Consider the following 15,396-nt stretch of genomic DNA (forward strand, 5'->3'; position numbering starts at 1 on the left):
CAAAAGGGCCGGCCGGTCGTGCTGCGGCGGCTATCGACTAGAGCGAGTCGATAGCCTGCTGCCGATAGTTGTCCCAGATCTTGGCAAAGGCTTCGTCGCTCTTGCCTTCGCCCTCGGCAACGGCCTTCTTCCAGGCGGCCTGCAGCGCTTCCAGACGGGCCAGGCGCTTGTCGTTCCAGGCCTGCATCTCGTCGGTCCAGATGCCTTTTTCCTTCAGGTACTTGATCGCACCCGGGTGAAACGGCACATCGATCGGCGGGGTGCCGGCCTTGTCCAGCTTCCAGCGGTTCATGACCGCCGTGCCGTCCTTGTACATCGGATAGGTTTCGTCGAACGCCTTGAGGTAGTTGTAGACGAAATCTTCATCCTGATCGGCGCGCACGGTGAGCACCGGATAGCGATAGGCGAAGATATTGACCGGGTTGTCTTCGCTCAGGCCGGCGCCGACCGTCTCGGTGTAGGGCTGGAGAAACGGTGCGATCTGGCGCAGACGGCCCCAGGCTTTCTTGTCGTCCGGGTCGACTTCCAGCCAGTGAATGCCGCGCGGCGATTCGGCCAGTTCATAGAGCTGGCTCGGCGTGGTGGTGGTGCAGGACGCGTCGGCCTTGCCCTGAGCCAGCGAGCTCATGGTGGCGTTATAGGTCGGGAACATGCGTGCATCGACATCGTCGCGCGTCAGCCCGGCCGCGCCCAGCAGGGCGTCGCACTTGAGGTTGATCGACGGGTTGCCGGCGACATAGGCAAAGCGCTTGCCCTTGAGGTCCTGCATGGTGCGGATATTGGCGTCCGCCGCGGTGAAGATACCGAACGAGGAGGGCCGGCCGGCCAGCGCACGGAGATCCTGCGGACCCCAGCGGCGATCGGCGAAATCCGCCACGCCTTCCGAGGCAAAGAAGGCTTCCGTCGCCAGATAGGCGACTTCGGCGCGCTTGGTCAGCAGCGGCTGCAGCCGGCCGATAGCCGAACCGGAGGGCTGGATACGAATACGGGTGCCGTACTTGCGTCCGAACGCATCGGCGATGGCGGAAGCTTCGGCATAGCCGGCAGAACCGACGTCGTAGGACGACCAGGTCATCGAACGCGGCAGATCCGGCGCACTGTCATCGGCGGCGATCGCGCCGCTTGCATGCGTCAGACCGAGAGCCGCGGTCACGAGCAGGGGTGAGAACGCGCGAAGCGTGGATTTCAGGCGCATGTAGTTTCTCCACTGATTATTGTTTCGTTCGCACGCGGCTCAGTCGTCGACCGAATCGCTGTGCGTGCTCGATGCGACTGCATAGCGAACATCTGGTCGCAAAGCGTATGCGTGCGTGGGCGCGTGGTCAACGCGAACCTGAAATGGAGCGTGTAACCCGCGCGGGACAAAATAACGAAATACAGGTTTGCGGACGTGCCCTGGTCGAATCGTCGATCGCAGTCGCTGTAAGCGCGCTAAAGGCCCGAGATGATTGGCCATGGTGGGGTTAAAGGCGGGAGCGATTGTCCATGTCGCAGGGCCGGTTCTATTGCTTAAATCATAGTTCTGTATAGGCAAGCACTATCTTCGCGACGAACATGCAGTTTATCGAAACGCAATTTTACTCTAGCGAACGAAGCCTTTGTCGGACCAAGTATTCACAGCAAACACAGGCTTTGCCGGCGGTGGCGGCGATGAATTTATAGGTGCTTCCGGGGGTGGAAGGTTATACCTTGGTATGAATTGGCCGATGCAATGGACCAGACAGGTCTAGCGCGCTAAAACAGCGGGTCGCAGGTCGGCGACAATGGTTACGGCGCGGGATTTGCAGCACCACTTCGCGACACGCGCCAGACCGTATTGCCCACGTCGTCGGCCACCAGCAGGTCACCGGCCGTATCGATCACGACCCCGACCGGCCGACCTTTGGCCTCGTCGTTCTGTATGAAGCCATCGAGAACGACCCGTGGCGCGCCGGCCGGTGCGCCGTTGTCGAATGGTACGAAGATCACGCGATAGCCACTACGCGGTTTGCGGTTCCAGGAACCGTGTTGGCCGACAAACATACCGTTGGCGAAGTCGCCCCCGAGCGCGTTGTCGCGGCTGTAATAAAGGCCCAGCGACGCAGTATGCGGGCCGAGCGCATAGTCGGGCTTGATCGCTTTCGCGACGAGCTCCGGCTTTTGCGGTTCGACGCGCGTATCGACGTGGTCGCCAAAGTAGCTGTACGGCCAGCCGTAGAAGCCGCCGTCCTCGACCGAGGTCATGTAGTCCGGTACCAGATCGCTTCCGATTTCGTCGCGTTCGTTGACCACCGTCCATAAGGTGTGTCCGCCGTCGGGCTGGGGTACGAAGGCCAGGCCGTTGGGATTGCGCAGGCCGCTGGCATAAATATCGTGTTCCGCGCTCTCCGGGTCGATCTCCCAGATCGCAGCGCGACCTTGCTCGGCTGCCATGCCGTTTTCGCCGATATTGCTGTTGGAACCCACGGTTGCATACAGCGTTGCGCCATCCGGGCTGGCGATGACGTTCTTGGTCCAATGGTGATTGATCGGTCCGGCCGGCAGTTTGACCAGTTCACGCCCCGGGGCGTCGATGCGGTCGGCACCGTCGGTGTAGTCGAAGGCCACCACTGCGTCGGTATTGGCGACATAGAGAGTGTGGTCGATAACGGTCATGCCGAACGGCGAAAACAGGTCGTCGAGGAATACGTGCTGCTCGTCTGCGCGGCCGTCGCCGTCGGTATCGCGCAGTAACGTGATTCGATCGGCACTGGGCACGCCGGCGCCGGCGCGTGCCATGACCTTCTTCTTCACCCAGCCGGTAAGCCCGGTGGCATCCTGCGGGCGCTTGGGTGCATTGCTTTCGGCGACGAGCACATCGCCATTTGGAAGTACGTAGAGCCAGCGTGGGTGGTCCAGCCCCTCGGCAAAGGCATTGACCGTCAGTCCAGGGCCGGGATTCGGTTTTTCGCCTTCGGCCCAGCGGTTGGCCTTAGCAATATTGACCGTCGGAATGAACGAACTTTCGGGCTCGGGCAGCGTGGGGTTCGGGCCCATGCCTTCTTCGACCGACAGGCGGGCTTCATGCCCGCAACCCGCGGCGACCAGGGTGGCGAAAGCGGCGATAAAGATACGGGAAAGCGCGGTGCGGGCCATGGCGTTACAGCGGCGAGGGTAACCGTCGTACTCTAGCGCAAGACCACACCGACCGTATCGGCTTGGAGCCTATTTCGGCTGCATGCGAATCCCGCCGTCCAAACGGATGGTGCTGCCGTTGAGCATGGTGTTTTCGATGATGTCGCGAGCCAGCCGTGCATATTCTTCCGGTTGGCCGAGGCGGGGCGGGAACGGCACCATCTTGCCCAGCGAATCGCGTACCTCCTCAGGCAGCTCGGCCATCATTGGGGTGTCGAAAATACCGGGCGCGATGGTCATCACACGAATGCCATGACGGGCGAGCTCGCGTGCGATCGGCAGGGTCATACTTACGATACCGCCCTTGGACGCAGAGTATGACGCCTGGCCAATCTGGCCCTCGAAGGCCGCGACCGAGGCGGTATTGATGATCACGCCGCGTTCGTCGTCGGCCTGGCCTTCGCCGGGGGCCATCGCTTCGGATGCCAGACGAATCATATTGAAGCTGCCGATCAGATTGATCTGGATGACCTTGGAAAAAGTCTCTAGATCGTGTGGGCCGTTCTTGCCGAGCACCTTCGACGGAATGCCGATACCGGCACAGTTGAGCAGCCCGTGCAACGCGCCGCCATGCTGGCGCGCGGCGGTTACCGCCGCCTTGCCATCTTCTTCGCGGGTGACATCGCAGTGAACGAAGCGTGCGGCATCGCCCAGCGCCTCGGCGGTTTGGTGCCCGGCGTTCGTATTGACGTCGGCAAGCACGACACGCGCACCGGCTTCAACCAGCATGCGCGCACTTGCTGCGCCCAGCCCGGAACCGCCGCCGGTGATCAGAAAACAGCGCTCGGTAATCTGCATGGCTTCTCCTCTCGAGTTGTTCTGGTTCGATGTTCTCGTACGAAAGCCTACCACCGGGCCAGCTGGTGGGTGCCACACCCCGGCAAGGTCACGCTGTTATCGCGGGTGCGTGCGCATATTCCCTGAGCGAAGGATTGCGGATAGCACCTCCCGATTGCCGGTGGTCCACTGAGTCGGCCGATTCGTCGTTTTCCGACACACAAGGATCTCATGAGCAAGAATCCACACACCGAGTCCAATCGCGGTCCCGCAAGCGCCAACCCCGAGCTCAAGCGCGATTCTAAGAGCAAGGATCTGGCACGCGACCGCATGGATGCCACCGATCAGGATCTGCGTACCAACCAGGGTGTACGCATCGCCGATAACCATAATCAGCTCAAGGCGGGCGAACGTGGTCCGACGTTGATGGAAGACTTCATCTTTCGCGAAAAGATGAACCACTTCGACAACGAGCGAATCCCCGAGCGTATCGTGCATGCACGCGGTGCCGCCGCTCACGGTTACTTCGAGCCTTACGAGAATGCCGCGCGGTACTCCAAGGCCGCGGTGTTTCGCGATGCCGTTACACCCGTGTTCACCCGCTTTTCCACCGTTCAAGGCTCACGCGGCTCGAACGATACGGTTCGGGATGTGCGTGGTTTCGCCACCAAGTTCTATACCTCGGAAGGCAACTGGGACCTGGTTGGCAACAACATGCCGGTATTCTTCATCCAGGACGCGATGAAGTTTCCCGACTTCGTGCATGCGGTCAAACCCGAGCCGCATAACGAAATCCCGCAGGGCCAGTCGGCGCACGACACGCTCTGGGATTTCGTCTCGCTGATGCCGGAAACCGCGCACATGATTCTGTGGACGATGTCCGACCGCGCGTTTCCGCGACATTATCGCTTCATGGAAGGCTTCGGCGTGCATACGTTCCGATTGGTCGATGCCGAGGGCAAATCACGCTTCGTCAAGTTCCATTGGAAACCGATCGCCGGTACTTGTTCGTTGATCTGGGACGAAGCCCAGTTGCTCTGGGGGCGCGACCCGGACTTCAACCGTCGCGAGATGTGGAAGGACATCCAGAACGGCGACGTGCTCGAATGGGAGCTCGGCATTCAGGTGGTCGAAGAAGAAGACGAGATGAGCTTCGACTACGACATACTCGATGCCACCAAGATCATTCCCGAGGAAGAAGTGCCGGTCGAGATGATTGGCAAACTCACCCTCAACCGCAACCCGGACAACTATTTCGCTGAAACCGAACAGGTGGCGTTCTCGCCCGGGCATATCGTGCCGGGTATCGATTTCAGCAACGACCCGCTGCTACAGGGCCGGCTGTTCTCGTATCTGGATACCCAGATGCTGCGTCTGGGCGGGCCGAATTTCCACGAGATTCCGATCAACCGTCCGGTCTGTCCGTTCGCCAACAACCAGCGCGATTCGATGCATCGCCAGACCATCAATACCGGTCAGGCCTCCTACGAGCCGAACTCGATCGATGGCGGGTATCCGAGCGAAACCGCGTCCGGCCCGGAACGTGGTGGTTTCGAATCGGTGAACGAAAAGGTCGACGCGCACAAGATTCGCGGGCGCAGTGATTCGTTCCAGGATCATTACTCGCAGGCGCGCCTGTTCTGGAACAGCCAGACGGATGTGGAAAAGGAACACATCATCCAGGCGTATACCTTCGAACTGTCCAAGGTCGAGCGTCCTTATATCCGCGAGCGCATCATTCAGTGGATGCTGCCCAATATCTCCATGGATCTCGCCCAGGCCGTCGGCGAAATGCACGGCGTGGAAGTACCGGACGGTCCCACTGCCTCGGAAGAGGAATATGGGCGTGGCCGTACCGAAAAATCCGAAGCACTGAGTCTGATGGCGCGTCTTCCCGGCGATATCAAGCACCGGAAGGTTGCGATTCTTGCCGCCGACGGCGTGGATGCCGGCAAAATCACCGAGCTCAAGGAGAAGCTCACCGAAGGCGGCGCGATGGCTTTCGTGATTGCCCCGAGCATGGCACCGCTCAAGGCCGCCAACGGCGAAACCATCGAGTCGGACGCGATGCTCAACGGCTTGCCGTCGGTGACCATGGATGCCGTGATCGTCGCGGGTGGCGAAGAAAGCATCAAGCGCCTGCGCAAATCGGGCTTGAGCCTGTATTACCTGCAAGAGGCCTACAAGCATCTCAAGGTGATTGCGGCCGTATCGCAGGGCAGTGAACTGATGGAAGCCGCCGGGCTCGATAGCAGCGAAGAAGGCGTCATCGTCGGCGAGCGCGTCGAGGATGTCTTTGGTGAGTTCTGCGAACACCTCGGCCAGCATCGCGTATGGGCACGCAACGACAAGGCCAACGAAATGCCGGCCTGATCGAACGTGCGTTGGACGATGTAAAGCAAGGTCCCGGTGGTTTTCTGCCGGGCCTTTTTTTGGCTGTCAGTCCCGGTCCGGCCAGCCGAAGCGGTCGAGATCCACCTTGCCGCCGATAAAAACCACCCCTTCTTCTTCGAGTCGCCGCCGCTGTGCCAGCGCGGCCGTGCTGGCAGCGGGCAACGAAATACGTCCCTGGGCGTTGATGACACGATGCCAGGGCAGACCCGAGGGGCATCGATGCATGGCGTAACCGACCTGTCGCGCCGCACGCGGGCGGCCGATCAAACGCGCGATACGTCCATAAGTGGTCACGCGGCCCGCTGGAATACGGCGTACCGCGTCGAACACGGCAGCGTAGGCATTGTCGGCGCCGGCTTGGCGGTCGTGTGAATCGGGCATATCAGTCGCGTGCGTCGGCTTTACAGGGTAGCGGCAGAGTGGCACAAAGACAGGAGCCCTTGACCAGATAACCACGAGCCCTGCTTATGAGTGAAGCCTATATCGTATCTGCGCTGCGTACTGCCGGCGGCCGCCGCGGTGGTCGATTGGCGGGTTGGCATCCGGTCGATCTGGCAGCCACGCTGATCGACGGTCTGGTCGCGCGTACCAAGGCGTCGCCCGAGACGGTAGACGACGTGATTCTGGGCTGTGTGGGCCAGGTGGGCGAACAGGCGGCCAATGTCGCCCGAAACGCCGTTCTCGCCTCGAGCCTGCCCGAGTCCGTGCCAGGCACGAGCGTGGATCGCCAGTGTGGCTCGTCCCAGCAGGCGCTGCATTTTGCGGCCCAGGCGGTTATGTCCGGTTCGATGGATATTGTGATTGCCGGGGGCGTGGAAAGCATGACGCGTGTGCCGATGGGGTCGCCGCTGACGCTGGCCAAGAAAGCCGATATGGGCATTTATATGAGTTCGGGGATTCGCCAACGCTATCCCCAAACCGAACTGTTCAGTCAGTTCGAGGGCGCGGAGATGGTCGCTGCGAAATATGGCATCGAGCGTGGCGCGCTGGACGAGTTCGCTCTGGAAAGCCACCAGCGTGCGATTCGCGCGACGCAGACCGGCGCTTTCGAGGACGAGATTCTTCCGGTGTCTGTTCTCGATCCGGAGTCCGGCGAACAGATTGTGCATACCGTTGACGAAGGCATACGTTTCGATGCAACGCTCGACTCCATAGCCGGCGTGAAGCTATTGGCAGAAAACGGGCGCATCTCGGCGGCGACCGCCAGTCAGATCTGCGACGGCGCAAGCGGCGTCATGGTAGTCAGCGAAGCCGGTCTCAAGCGTCTGGGAGTCGAGCCGTTGGCGCGTATTCATCATATGAGCGTGATGGGGCACGACCCGGTGATCATGCTCGAAGCGCCCTTGCCGGCGACCCATCGTGCGCTCGATCGTGCCGGCATGACGATCGATGATATCGATCTGTTCGAGGTCAACGAGGCGTTCGCGCCCATTCCGTTGGCGTGGCTGCAGTCGACAGGTGCCGATGCGCAGAAAATGAACGTCAATGGTGGCGCTATCGCGCTTGGCCATCCCCTGGGTGCGTCGGGTACCAAGCTCATGACGACACTCGTGCATGCGCTCAAGGCCCGCGCAGGGCGCTACGGGCTGCAAACGATGTGTGAAGGCGGCGGCATGGCTAACGTGACCATCATCGAACGGCTCTAGGCGATGTGCTGACACCGACTCGTTGAGTTGCGCCTGCGCGTGATTGGGTCGTGCACCGGACATATTGATTTCAATCAATGCCCGCAGCGCGCGGGAACCGCATAGTTCACATCATCTGTTGGGTGTGGAGCGGGCGCGATGCCGGGTTCGGTAATCGAGGCAATGCGGTGTCTGATACGAGCGCCGCATCGACTGTTTTTCCTGGGTGGCCTGTGCGCACTGCTTGCGGGCATGCTCTGGTGGGCGCCGGTTCTGATCATGCGCTGGGCCGGTGCGGCGAGCGTCTATCCGATACCGGCGATCTGGCTGCATGCCTGGCTTATGACCCTGGGTGTCTTTCCTTTTTTCGTCTTTGGTTTCCTGCTCACGGCACTACCGCGGTGGGTGGCTGCGCCGCCGATCAGTGCGTGGCTCTATCGAAGCATGGCCGCTGTTCTTTATGTCGGTTATGCGCTTACCGTCGCCGGGACCCTGCTCGGGTTGCCCCTTCTGATCGCGGGTCTCGCGCTGACCGGTATTGCGTGGGCGCTCGGCCTTGTCGCACTCATCCGGTGTCTTCTTGTGGCGCGGGCCGCGTCACTCATGCATGCGCGCTGGTCGATCATCGTCGCAGCGGTGGGGTGCATCGGCGTGCTCGGCGGGCTGGTCGCGCTTGCGGATGATAAACGGGCGCTATTCGCGGCGATGCCTTCGCTGTCGCTTTGGGGTTTCGTCGGGCCGATCGTATTCGTGGTAGCGCATCGTATGCTGCCGTTTTTTTCCGAGCCGATGATTGCCAACTACCGGCGCTACCAGCCACCCTGGAGTCCACCGCTGGTCGTCGCGCTCTCGCTCGGGCACGGCGTATTGGCCTTCAACGGCTATGGTGCCTGGCTTTTCGTGGTCGACCTGCCGCTGGCTTTCGTTACTGCGTGGCATGCCATTCGCTGGCGGGGCTGGGCGGCGTCGCATGTACCCTTGCTCTGGTCGCTGCATATGGCCTTCGCCTGGCTGCCGGTCGCGGCTTGCTTGTCGGCCATCCAGAGCCTGGCTCTTTTCGCGGGCTACGGCGCGGTACTGGGTCTTGCGCCCACGCACGCGCTGGGGATGGGCCTTGCCACGAGCATGGTGTTTGCCATGGTCACCCGGGTGAGCCTTGGTCATTCCGGCCGTAAACTGGAGATGGATAACCTCAGCGTGCTTTGTTTTCTGATTCTTCAATTGGCGGTAGTCGCACGCCTCATGGCCGAGGCGACCACCGGCAATGCGCGCTGGCTGTTTCTGTTCGTCGCCATCGGCGCCTGGTTCGAGGCGATATTGCCGTGGGCGATCCGTTACGGACGTATTTATTGCAGCCCGCGTGTCGACGGGCAGCCGGGCTGAGCGGGTCGAGGCGTGTCGATCGCGGCCTTGTATGTCGTACTGAAAACGCTGCACGTCGGCAGTGTGGTGCTGACGCTGACGTTGTTTGTCGTACGCGCTGCCTGGATGGTGTTTGCGCCGGCGAGGCTCGAACAACGCTGGGTGCGCGTGCTGCCACACTGTGTCGATACCGTCCTCCTGCTCAGTGCGCTGGGATTGGTCGTCCTGCTCGGCCAGTATCCCGGCGCCCAGCCGTGGCTGAGTGCCAAGGTGCTGGCGCTGCTCGCGTATATCGTGCTCGGCACGATCGGGCTCAAGCGCGGGCCGACGAAAGCGATCCGTAGCGCAGCCTGTATCGCTGCGCTCCTGGTCTTTGCCTATATCGTGAGCGTGGCGCTCAGCCATAACCCGTACGGCTTTTTCGCCTGAGCTGAACCACGCCCGTGGTCTGTTCGGTATCGCACCGAACACCGGCCATGGCGCCGCCGATGTCATTACGCTCGGCCACACCCATGCGCGCAAGCGATTGCCGTTGTCGTTAGAAGCGACGAACCAAGCCGGGCTCGTCTGGCTTGCTGACGCGCGCGCACGAAAGCGAACCAGCGCCGCAGTGCCGACGGTGTCGGCTTACGCCAGCCGATGGCGGTTGGCGATCGCCCCACGAATTTATAAAACGACAGCAAAAAGAATCGGGCGATTTCCGGGCGTTTGCGAAATAAGGAAAAGTCTTGATTTAGGTCAATGATTCGACATGCTTGGCTGAATTAATCTGGCGCGGCTCGGAAAGCATTTTTGCAGCCGGGCACGACAAAAAACATTTGTTCATCCGGGGCAGGTCATGCGTCAAACAACCCTTCCGTGGTTTCTACTCGTTAAATCTCTGGGGCTGGTCGTGGCCGCAGCCTTGTTCGCGACCATCGTGTACGCGGGGGTTGAAGTCGTGCGCTACTGGAATCTCATTGGTGTTTGAGATTCCTTTGTCAGGCGCGGTGAAAAGGTCTTGGGAGGCTGCATGACCAAAAGACAAAGTCGGCTGTTCTTTCTAATCAGCACAGCGTGTTTCTCGTTGATATTTCTCGCGCTGACACTGCATAGCCATACGCGATTCGGCGAACTGACCAACGTCGACAAGATGGATGCGCAGGTCATCGCCGGCAAGGATGTATGGCACAGCAACAACTGTATCAACTGTCATACGCTGCTTGGCGAGGGCGCCTACTACGCGCCCGATTTGACAAAAATAACCCAGCAGCGCGGTCATGCGTATTTGGCCGCGTTTCTGGCAAATCCATCGAAGTTCTACTCGGAGCAGCGGCATCGTCGGATCATGCCGAACCCTGAGCTGAGTGATAAGGAAATCGACGACGTGATCGCGTTTCTGGATTGGGTTTCGGAGATCGACAACCAGGGATGGCCGCCGCGCCCGATTCTGGTTTCCGGTGCAACCTTTCCGGGTACGAACGGCACCCGGGTAACGGACGCCGATACGCCCTCGCAGGATATGCCCGAGGGGGCCGCTGCCGGTGAACAGCTGTTCAGTGAGCCCAACATCGGCTGTAGCGGCTGTCATTCGATTGCGCCCGGCGTGGATCTGGCTGGCCCGTCGCTGGCCGGTGTCGGTGAGCGCGCGCGTCAGACCGTGGTTGATGACGGTTATACCGGTAGCGCGGACACGGCTGCGGGCTATCTGCGCGAGTCGATTATCGCGCCCAGTGCCCATCTCGTTGGAGGGGATCGCTTTTCGGCGAACGGCACATCCTTCATGCCGACCAACTACGGCAAAGACCTTGATAGCGATCAGATCGATGCGCTGGTCGATTACCTCAGCACTCTGAAGTAGGGAGAGATTTCATGCGTTTTCGTTCTCAGCGCGTTGCGTACTGGTATTTCGCCGTTGCCCTTTGCCTGTTTGGGCTGCAACTGGTCATGGGGCTACTCATGGCAGCGAAGTATCTCGGCCCGGATCCGCTCATTGGCCTGATTCCGTTCGATGTCGCCAAGGCGATGCATACGAACCTGCTTATCGTATGGGTCTTGGCCGGTTTCATGGGCGGCACATACTATGTGGTGGCCGAGGAGTCGCGTGCCGAGCTTTATAGTGAGCGTCTGGCCTATATACAGCTGATTGCCTGGACGCTCATGGGCGCGACGGCGATCGTGGGCTACATGCTGGGCTGGACCGCGGGTATCAAGATGCTCGAACAGCCCTATCCCCTGAAACTCGTGATCGTTGCGGTCATGCTGCTGTTCTTCTTCAACATTTTCATGACGATCCGCAAGGCGGGCCGCTGGACTCTGACCGAGGGGGTGTTGATCGCGGGTCTTGTATTGGCGGCGTTGCTCTATCTGCCAGCGCTGTTGCCCTACGACAATTACACGGTCGAGACCTTCTATCGCTGGTGGACCATCCACCTGTGGGTCGAGGGCGTCTGGGAGATGATTCAGGGTTCGATGCTGGCGTTTCTGCTGGTGCGTCTATCCGGCGCGGATCGCGAAGTCATGGAGAAGTGGCTGTACGTGATCGTGGGCCTTGTATTCATGGCGGGCATTCTCGGCACGGCCCACCATTATTACTGGACCGGCGTGCCGGGCTACTGGCTGCCGATCGGCGGCTTTTTCAGCGCGCTCGAGCCGGTCGCGCTCGTGGGCATGGCCATTTATGCCTATGCGGCCATGCGTCGCTCGGGCGCCGCGCACCCGAATACGCTGGCTGTACACTGGACGATCGGCAGCGCAGTATTCACGTTGTTCGGCGCCGGTTTGCTGGGTCTGGCGCATACCTGGCCGTCGATCAATAAATGGACACACGGTACGTTGATCACCGCCATGCACGGGCACGCGGCGTTCTATGGTGCGTACGCGATGATCGTATTGGCGATGATCAGCTACACGCGGCCGTATCTGACCGAAAACAATCCCGAAAGAGGACAGAGCCTCGGTTTCTGGGCGTTCTGGCTGCAGATCGCGGGCATGTTCGGCATGACGCTGTCGTTCGCTACCGCGGGCATCGGGCAGGTGTATCTGGAGCGTGTAATGGGCCTGGGCTATCTGGATACCCAGCTCAAGATACAGATTCATTTCGTTATGCTCGTGGCGACCAGTTCACTCTTTGCCATCGGCGTCATACTCTATATCGTCGACTTCTTCCGCTTTGCGCCGACTCGTGTCCCCGCGCCGCATGACAGTGCCAATGCATCACGCCATGCGCCGGGTACGGTATGAGTCAGGCGATGGCTGCAGACACGCCCGCGCCGTACTACGCGGGTTCGGCTGAAGAGGTCGCGCTCTTCGAGCATTGCCATGCCCAGCAACTGGCGGTGATGCTCAAGGGGCCGACCGGATGCGGCAAAACGCGCTTTGTCGAGCATATGGCCTGGCGGTTGAATCGCCCGTTGATCACGGTCGCCTGCCACGATGATCTGTCGGTAAGCGATCTGGTGGGGCGGTTTCTGGTACGTGGCGATACCACGGTCTGGCAGGACGGGCCGTTGACCCGGGCGGTGCGTGAAGGCGCGATCTGTTATCTCGACGAAATCGTCGAGGCACGCCAGGACACGGTGGTCGTCATTCATTCGCTCACCGATCATCGGCGGCTGCTGCCGATCGACAAGACCGGTGAGACGTTGGTGGCGGCGCCGGGTTTTCAGCTGGTCGTGTCGTACAACCCCGGTTATCAGCACGCGCTCAAGGATTTCAAGCCCAGCACGCGGCAGCGCTTCGTCGCGCTTGAATTCGATTTTCCCGCGTTTGAACGAGAAACCGAAATCGTGGCGCATGAGGCCGAGGTGGCGCGGTCGACGGCGCATAGTCTTGTGGAGCTGGCCGGGCGCATGCGCCGGCTCGAGGATCGCGGCCTGGCCGAAGTACCCAGTACGCGGCTGCTCGTGGCTACAGCCCGCCTGATCGCGTGCGGAATCGAGCCCCGAGCAGCTTGCCGCGTAGCGCTGATCGCGCCTCTGACCGACGATCCGGAAGTCGCCGGAGCGCTCGCCGACCTGGTCGACGTCGCGCTCGTTTAGGCGGCGACCCGGGCCATGGCAGAACCGGAAGGCGTACTCATCGACGCAGCGCAGTGGCTGGTCAACCGGCTGCGCCCGCTGCCTGGCCAGGCTGATGTCCCGGCTGTTGAACTTCTCGCATCCCATCAGCGCCGTCTCGCGCTGTTGCTTGAAAGCCTGTTCGTGCCCGAGTTGCCGATACGCGTGGCGCAGCCGCCGTCGCCGCCGAGACTCATCGAGCGCGTCGTACGGCGTTTGCCGCGCGCCCATGTCGACACGCGCGCGTTGCCCGGCACGGATGGATGCGCGATCTATCTGCCGCCGCGGCTCAGTGGTTATGGCGCGCGCACGCAACGACTGTATCGGGTGATGGCGTTGCATCAGGCGATTCGAGCGCGTCGCCTCGGCGACTGGACCCTGCCACGCGCTACAGCCTTGCAGCACGACCTGTTCTGCCTCTACGAAGCCGCCGCCGCGGACCTGACACTGCGAACCACTCTGCCCGGCACGGTACGCGATCTGGATTTGCTGCATGCCTGTGCCATGGAACAACGCCGTGGCCTGCGTTATCGGTCCGCGGTACAACAGCGGCTGGAGACATGGCGTTCGCAGGCGCAGGAGCGCAGGCAATGGGACGAGGCCGGCGCGAGTACGCACGCCTCGGATTCGTGGTCGCGTGCGCTCGACGACGCAGCACGACTGGATACCTCAGGTGCCGAATACAGTCCGCTGCCGCGCGATTGGTGGTGGGGCCGTGTGCTGCCTGCATCGAATGGGTCGACGCAACTTGGAGATCATGGCGCGTGCGCACCGGCAGGTACCGAGCGGGTGGCAACGCTCGAGCGAACACCGGAAATTCGTGGCCGCGAGGACGACGAAGACGATACGTCGCCCGGGCCATGGATGATTCAGACCGACGATCCCCACGAGCACGCCGAAGATCCGCAAGGACTTCGCCGGCCCGCGGATAATGACGATGAAAGCGAACCCGAAGCACTTTCGGAATCCGTGGCTGAATTGCCCCGCGCCCGCCAGGTGACAAGTCCCGATCCGGTACGTGAGATCCTGCTCGCCGACGAATCGGCGGCGCCGGTAAAAAAACCCGCTTCGGCACAGCGCCGTCGTAGCGGGGGCACGCCGTATCCGGAATGGGATTATCGCGCCGGTCGCTACCGTGAAAACGCCGCCATCGTACACAGCAAGGCCGTCGAGCTCGGGGATACGGAGTGGGCGACTGCGCTCATGCGCCGTCGTCGGGCGCTATTAGCCGATGTACGGCGCCAATTCCAGAAGCTGCGGGCGCAGCGGCAATGGCAAAGACGCCAGCCGGACGGCGAGCTCGTGGATATCGATGCCCTGGTCATGGCATACGCCGAGCGCCGTGCCGGCGCTACAGCGGACGACCATGTCTATCAGCGTTCAATCGCCGCGCGTAGAGATGTGGCGATCATGTTATTGGTGGATATCAGCGGCTCCACCGATGCGTGGGTCGATGCGCACTGGCGCATCATCGACGTCGAGAAAGAGGCGCTGCTCGTTGTTTCCGAGGCATTGAAGGCGCTCGGCGATGCCCACGCCATATACGTGTTCTCCGGCGAAACCGCCTCGCAGGTCTGTGTCGATCGCGTACGCGGTTTCGATGATCGCGAAAGCGAACCAGCACGGCGACGTATCGCGGCGCTGGCCCCGCAGCGCTTTACCCGTACGGGGCCTGCGATCCGCCACGCAACAGCGCTGCTCGCGCGTCGCAAAGAGCGTAAACGTCTTCTGCTGGTCATCTCGGACGGCAAGCCCAACGATGCAGATGGTTACGAAGGCCGCTACGGCGTCGAAGATACCCGCCAGGCCGTGCGCGAGGCGCGCAGCGATGATATCCAGACCTTCTGCATCACTGTCGACCGTCAGGCGCCCGGCTATATGCCCGCGGTATTCGGTGTCGACGGCTACACCGTATTGCGCAATCCGGCGCACCTGGCATACCGGCTCGTACATGTTCTGCGCCGAATGCTCGAGTGACCGAAAGCGCAGGTTACAACCGTTACCGGAAAGTTCGGTTCGGTCTTGATCGATATCAAAGCTCGCTTGCC

The 15,396-nt window shown here is 61.3% G+C and carries 12 protein-coding genes; 8 read left to right on the top strand and 4 right to left on the bottom strand.

What is annotated here, in order from left to right; all coding sequences use genetic code 11:
• Window positions 1–37 precede the first annotated feature (37 nt).
• From T5B8_RS10730 to T5B8_RS10740, 3 genes are all read right to left on the bottom strand, one after another.
• On the bottom strand, window positions 38–1,195 hold the full coding sequence (locus T5B8_RS10730) for a TAXI family TRAP transporter solute-binding subunit (RefSeq protein WP_353178615.1): 1,158 nt from the start codon (window positions 1,193–1,195) through the stop codon (window positions 38–40).
• 572 nt (window positions 1,196–1,767) lie between these two features.
• Window positions 1,768–3,114 (bottom strand): PQQ-dependent sugar dehydrogenase, encoded by a 1,347-nt coding sequence (locus T5B8_RS10735; RefSeq protein ID WP_353178617.1) that lies wholly within the window; start codon window positions 3,112–3,114, stop codon window positions 1,768–1,770.
• A 69-nt stretch (window positions 3,115–3,183) separates the two neighbouring features.
• Entirely contained in the window at window positions 3,184–3,951 is a 768-nt protein-coding gene (locus T5B8_RS10740) for a 3-hydroxyacyl-CoA dehydrogenase (protein WP_353178619.1), read from the bottom strand.
• A 180-nt stretch (window positions 3,952–4,131) separates the two neighbouring features.
• Between T5B8_RS10740 and katE the strand changes: the two genes are divergently transcribed.
• Complete coding sequence (gene katE / locus T5B8_RS10745; protein WP_353178682.1) at window positions 4,132–6,303, top strand: catalase HPII; 2,172 nt, start codon at window positions 4,132–4,134, stop codon at window positions 6,301–6,303.
• 66 nt (window positions 6,304–6,369) lie between these two features.
• Here katE and T5B8_RS10750 read toward each other — a convergent pair whose 3' ends face one another.
• Complete coding sequence (locus T5B8_RS10750) at window positions 6,370–6,705, bottom strand: MGMT family protein (RefSeq protein ID WP_353160180.1); 336 nt, start codon at window positions 6,703–6,705, stop codon at window positions 6,370–6,372.
• Between the two features lie 86 nt (window positions 6,706–6,791).
• Between T5B8_RS10750 and T5B8_RS10755 the strand changes: the two genes are divergently transcribed.
• From T5B8_RS10755 to T5B8_RS10785, 7 genes are all read left to right on the top strand, one after another.
• Window positions 6,792–7,970 (top strand): acetyl-CoA C-acetyltransferase, encoded by a 1,179-nt coding sequence (locus tag T5B8_RS10755; protein WP_353178622.1) that lies wholly within the window; start codon window positions 6,792–6,794, stop codon window positions 7,968–7,970.
• A gap of 138 nt (window positions 7,971–8,108) precedes the next feature.
• Window positions 8,109–9,332: an NnrS family protein gene (locus T5B8_RS10760; RefSeq protein ID WP_353178624.1), complete on the top strand. Its 1,224-nt coding sequence runs from the start codon at window positions 8,109–8,111 to the stop codon at window positions 9,330–9,332.
• A 12-nt stretch (window positions 9,333–9,344) separates the two neighbouring features.
• Complete coding sequence (locus T5B8_RS10765; RefSeq protein WP_353178625.1) at window positions 9,345–9,740, top strand: SirB2 family protein; 396 nt, start codon at window positions 9,345–9,347, stop codon at window positions 9,738–9,740.
• A 583-nt stretch (window positions 9,741–10,323) separates the two neighbouring features.
• Window positions 10,324–11,151, top strand: a complete 828-nt coding sequence (locus T5B8_RS10770) for a c-type cytochrome (RefSeq protein WP_353178627.1) — start codon at window positions 10,324–10,326, stop codon at window positions 11,149–11,151.
• A gap of 11 nt (window positions 11,152–11,162) precedes the next feature.
• A complete protein-coding gene (locus tag T5B8_RS10775; RefSeq protein ID WP_353178629.1) occupies window positions 11,163–12,533 on the top strand; it encodes a cbb3-type cytochrome c oxidase subunit I in 1,371 nt (456 codons plus the stop codon).
• Between the two features lie 8 nt (window positions 12,534–12,541).
• Window positions 12,542–13,330, top strand: coding sequence for a CbbQ/NirQ/NorQ/GpvN family protein (locus T5B8_RS10780; protein WP_353178631.1), 789 nt, complete (start codon window positions 12,542–12,544; stop codon window positions 13,328–13,330).
• A 15-nt stretch (window positions 13,331–13,345) separates the two neighbouring features.
• A complete protein-coding gene (locus T5B8_RS10785; RefSeq protein ID WP_353178633.1) occupies window positions 13,346–15,325 on the top strand; it encodes a nitric oxide reductase activation protein NorD in 1,980 nt (659 codons plus the stop codon).
• Window positions 15,326–15,396 lie beyond the last annotated feature (71 nt).

The organism is Salinisphaera sp. T5B8, from assembly GCF_040361255.1.
Classification (GTDB): domain Bacteria; phylum Pseudomonadota; class Gammaproteobacteria; order Nevskiales; family Salinisphaeraceae; genus Salinisphaera.

Coding starts and splice junctions, on each gene's coding strand:
- T5B8_RS10770 (WP_353178627.1), top strand. CDS start 10,324: ATGACCAAAAGACAAAGTCGGCTGTTCTTTCTAATCAGCACAGCGTGT.
- T5B8_RS10755 (WP_353178622.1), top strand. CDS start 6,792: ATGAGTGAAGCCTATATCGTATCTGCGCTGCGTACTGCCGGCGGCCGC.
- T5B8_RS10740 (WP_353178619.1), bottom strand. CDS start 3,951: ATGCAGATTACCGAGCGCTGTTTTCTGATCACCGGCGGCGGTTCCGGG.
- T5B8_RS10735 (WP_353178617.1), bottom strand. CDS start 3,114: ATGGCCCGCACCGCGCTTTCCCGTATCTTTATCGCCGCTTTCGCCACC.
- T5B8_RS10780 (WP_353178631.1), top strand. CDS start 12,542: ATGGCTGCAGACACGCCCGCGCCGTACTACGCGGGTTCGGCTGAAGAG.
- T5B8_RS10750 (WP_353160180.1), bottom strand. CDS start 6,705: ATGCCCGATTCACACGACCGCCAAGCCGGCGCCGACAATGCCTACGCT.
- T5B8_RS10760 (WP_353178624.1), top strand. CDS start 8,109: ATGCCGGGTTCGGTAATCGAGGCAATGCGGTGTCTGATACGAGCGCCG.
- T5B8_RS10730 (WP_353178615.1), bottom strand. CDS start 1,195: ATGCGCCTGAAATCCACGCTTCGCGCGTTCTCACCCCTGCTCGTGACC.
- T5B8_RS10785 (WP_353178633.1), top strand. CDS start 13,346: ATGGCAGAACCGGAAGGCGTACTCATCGACGCAGCGCAGTGGCTGGTC.
- T5B8_RS10775 (WP_353178629.1), top strand. CDS start 11,163: ATGCGTTTTCGTTCTCAGCGCGTTGCGTACTGGTATTTCGCCGTTGCC.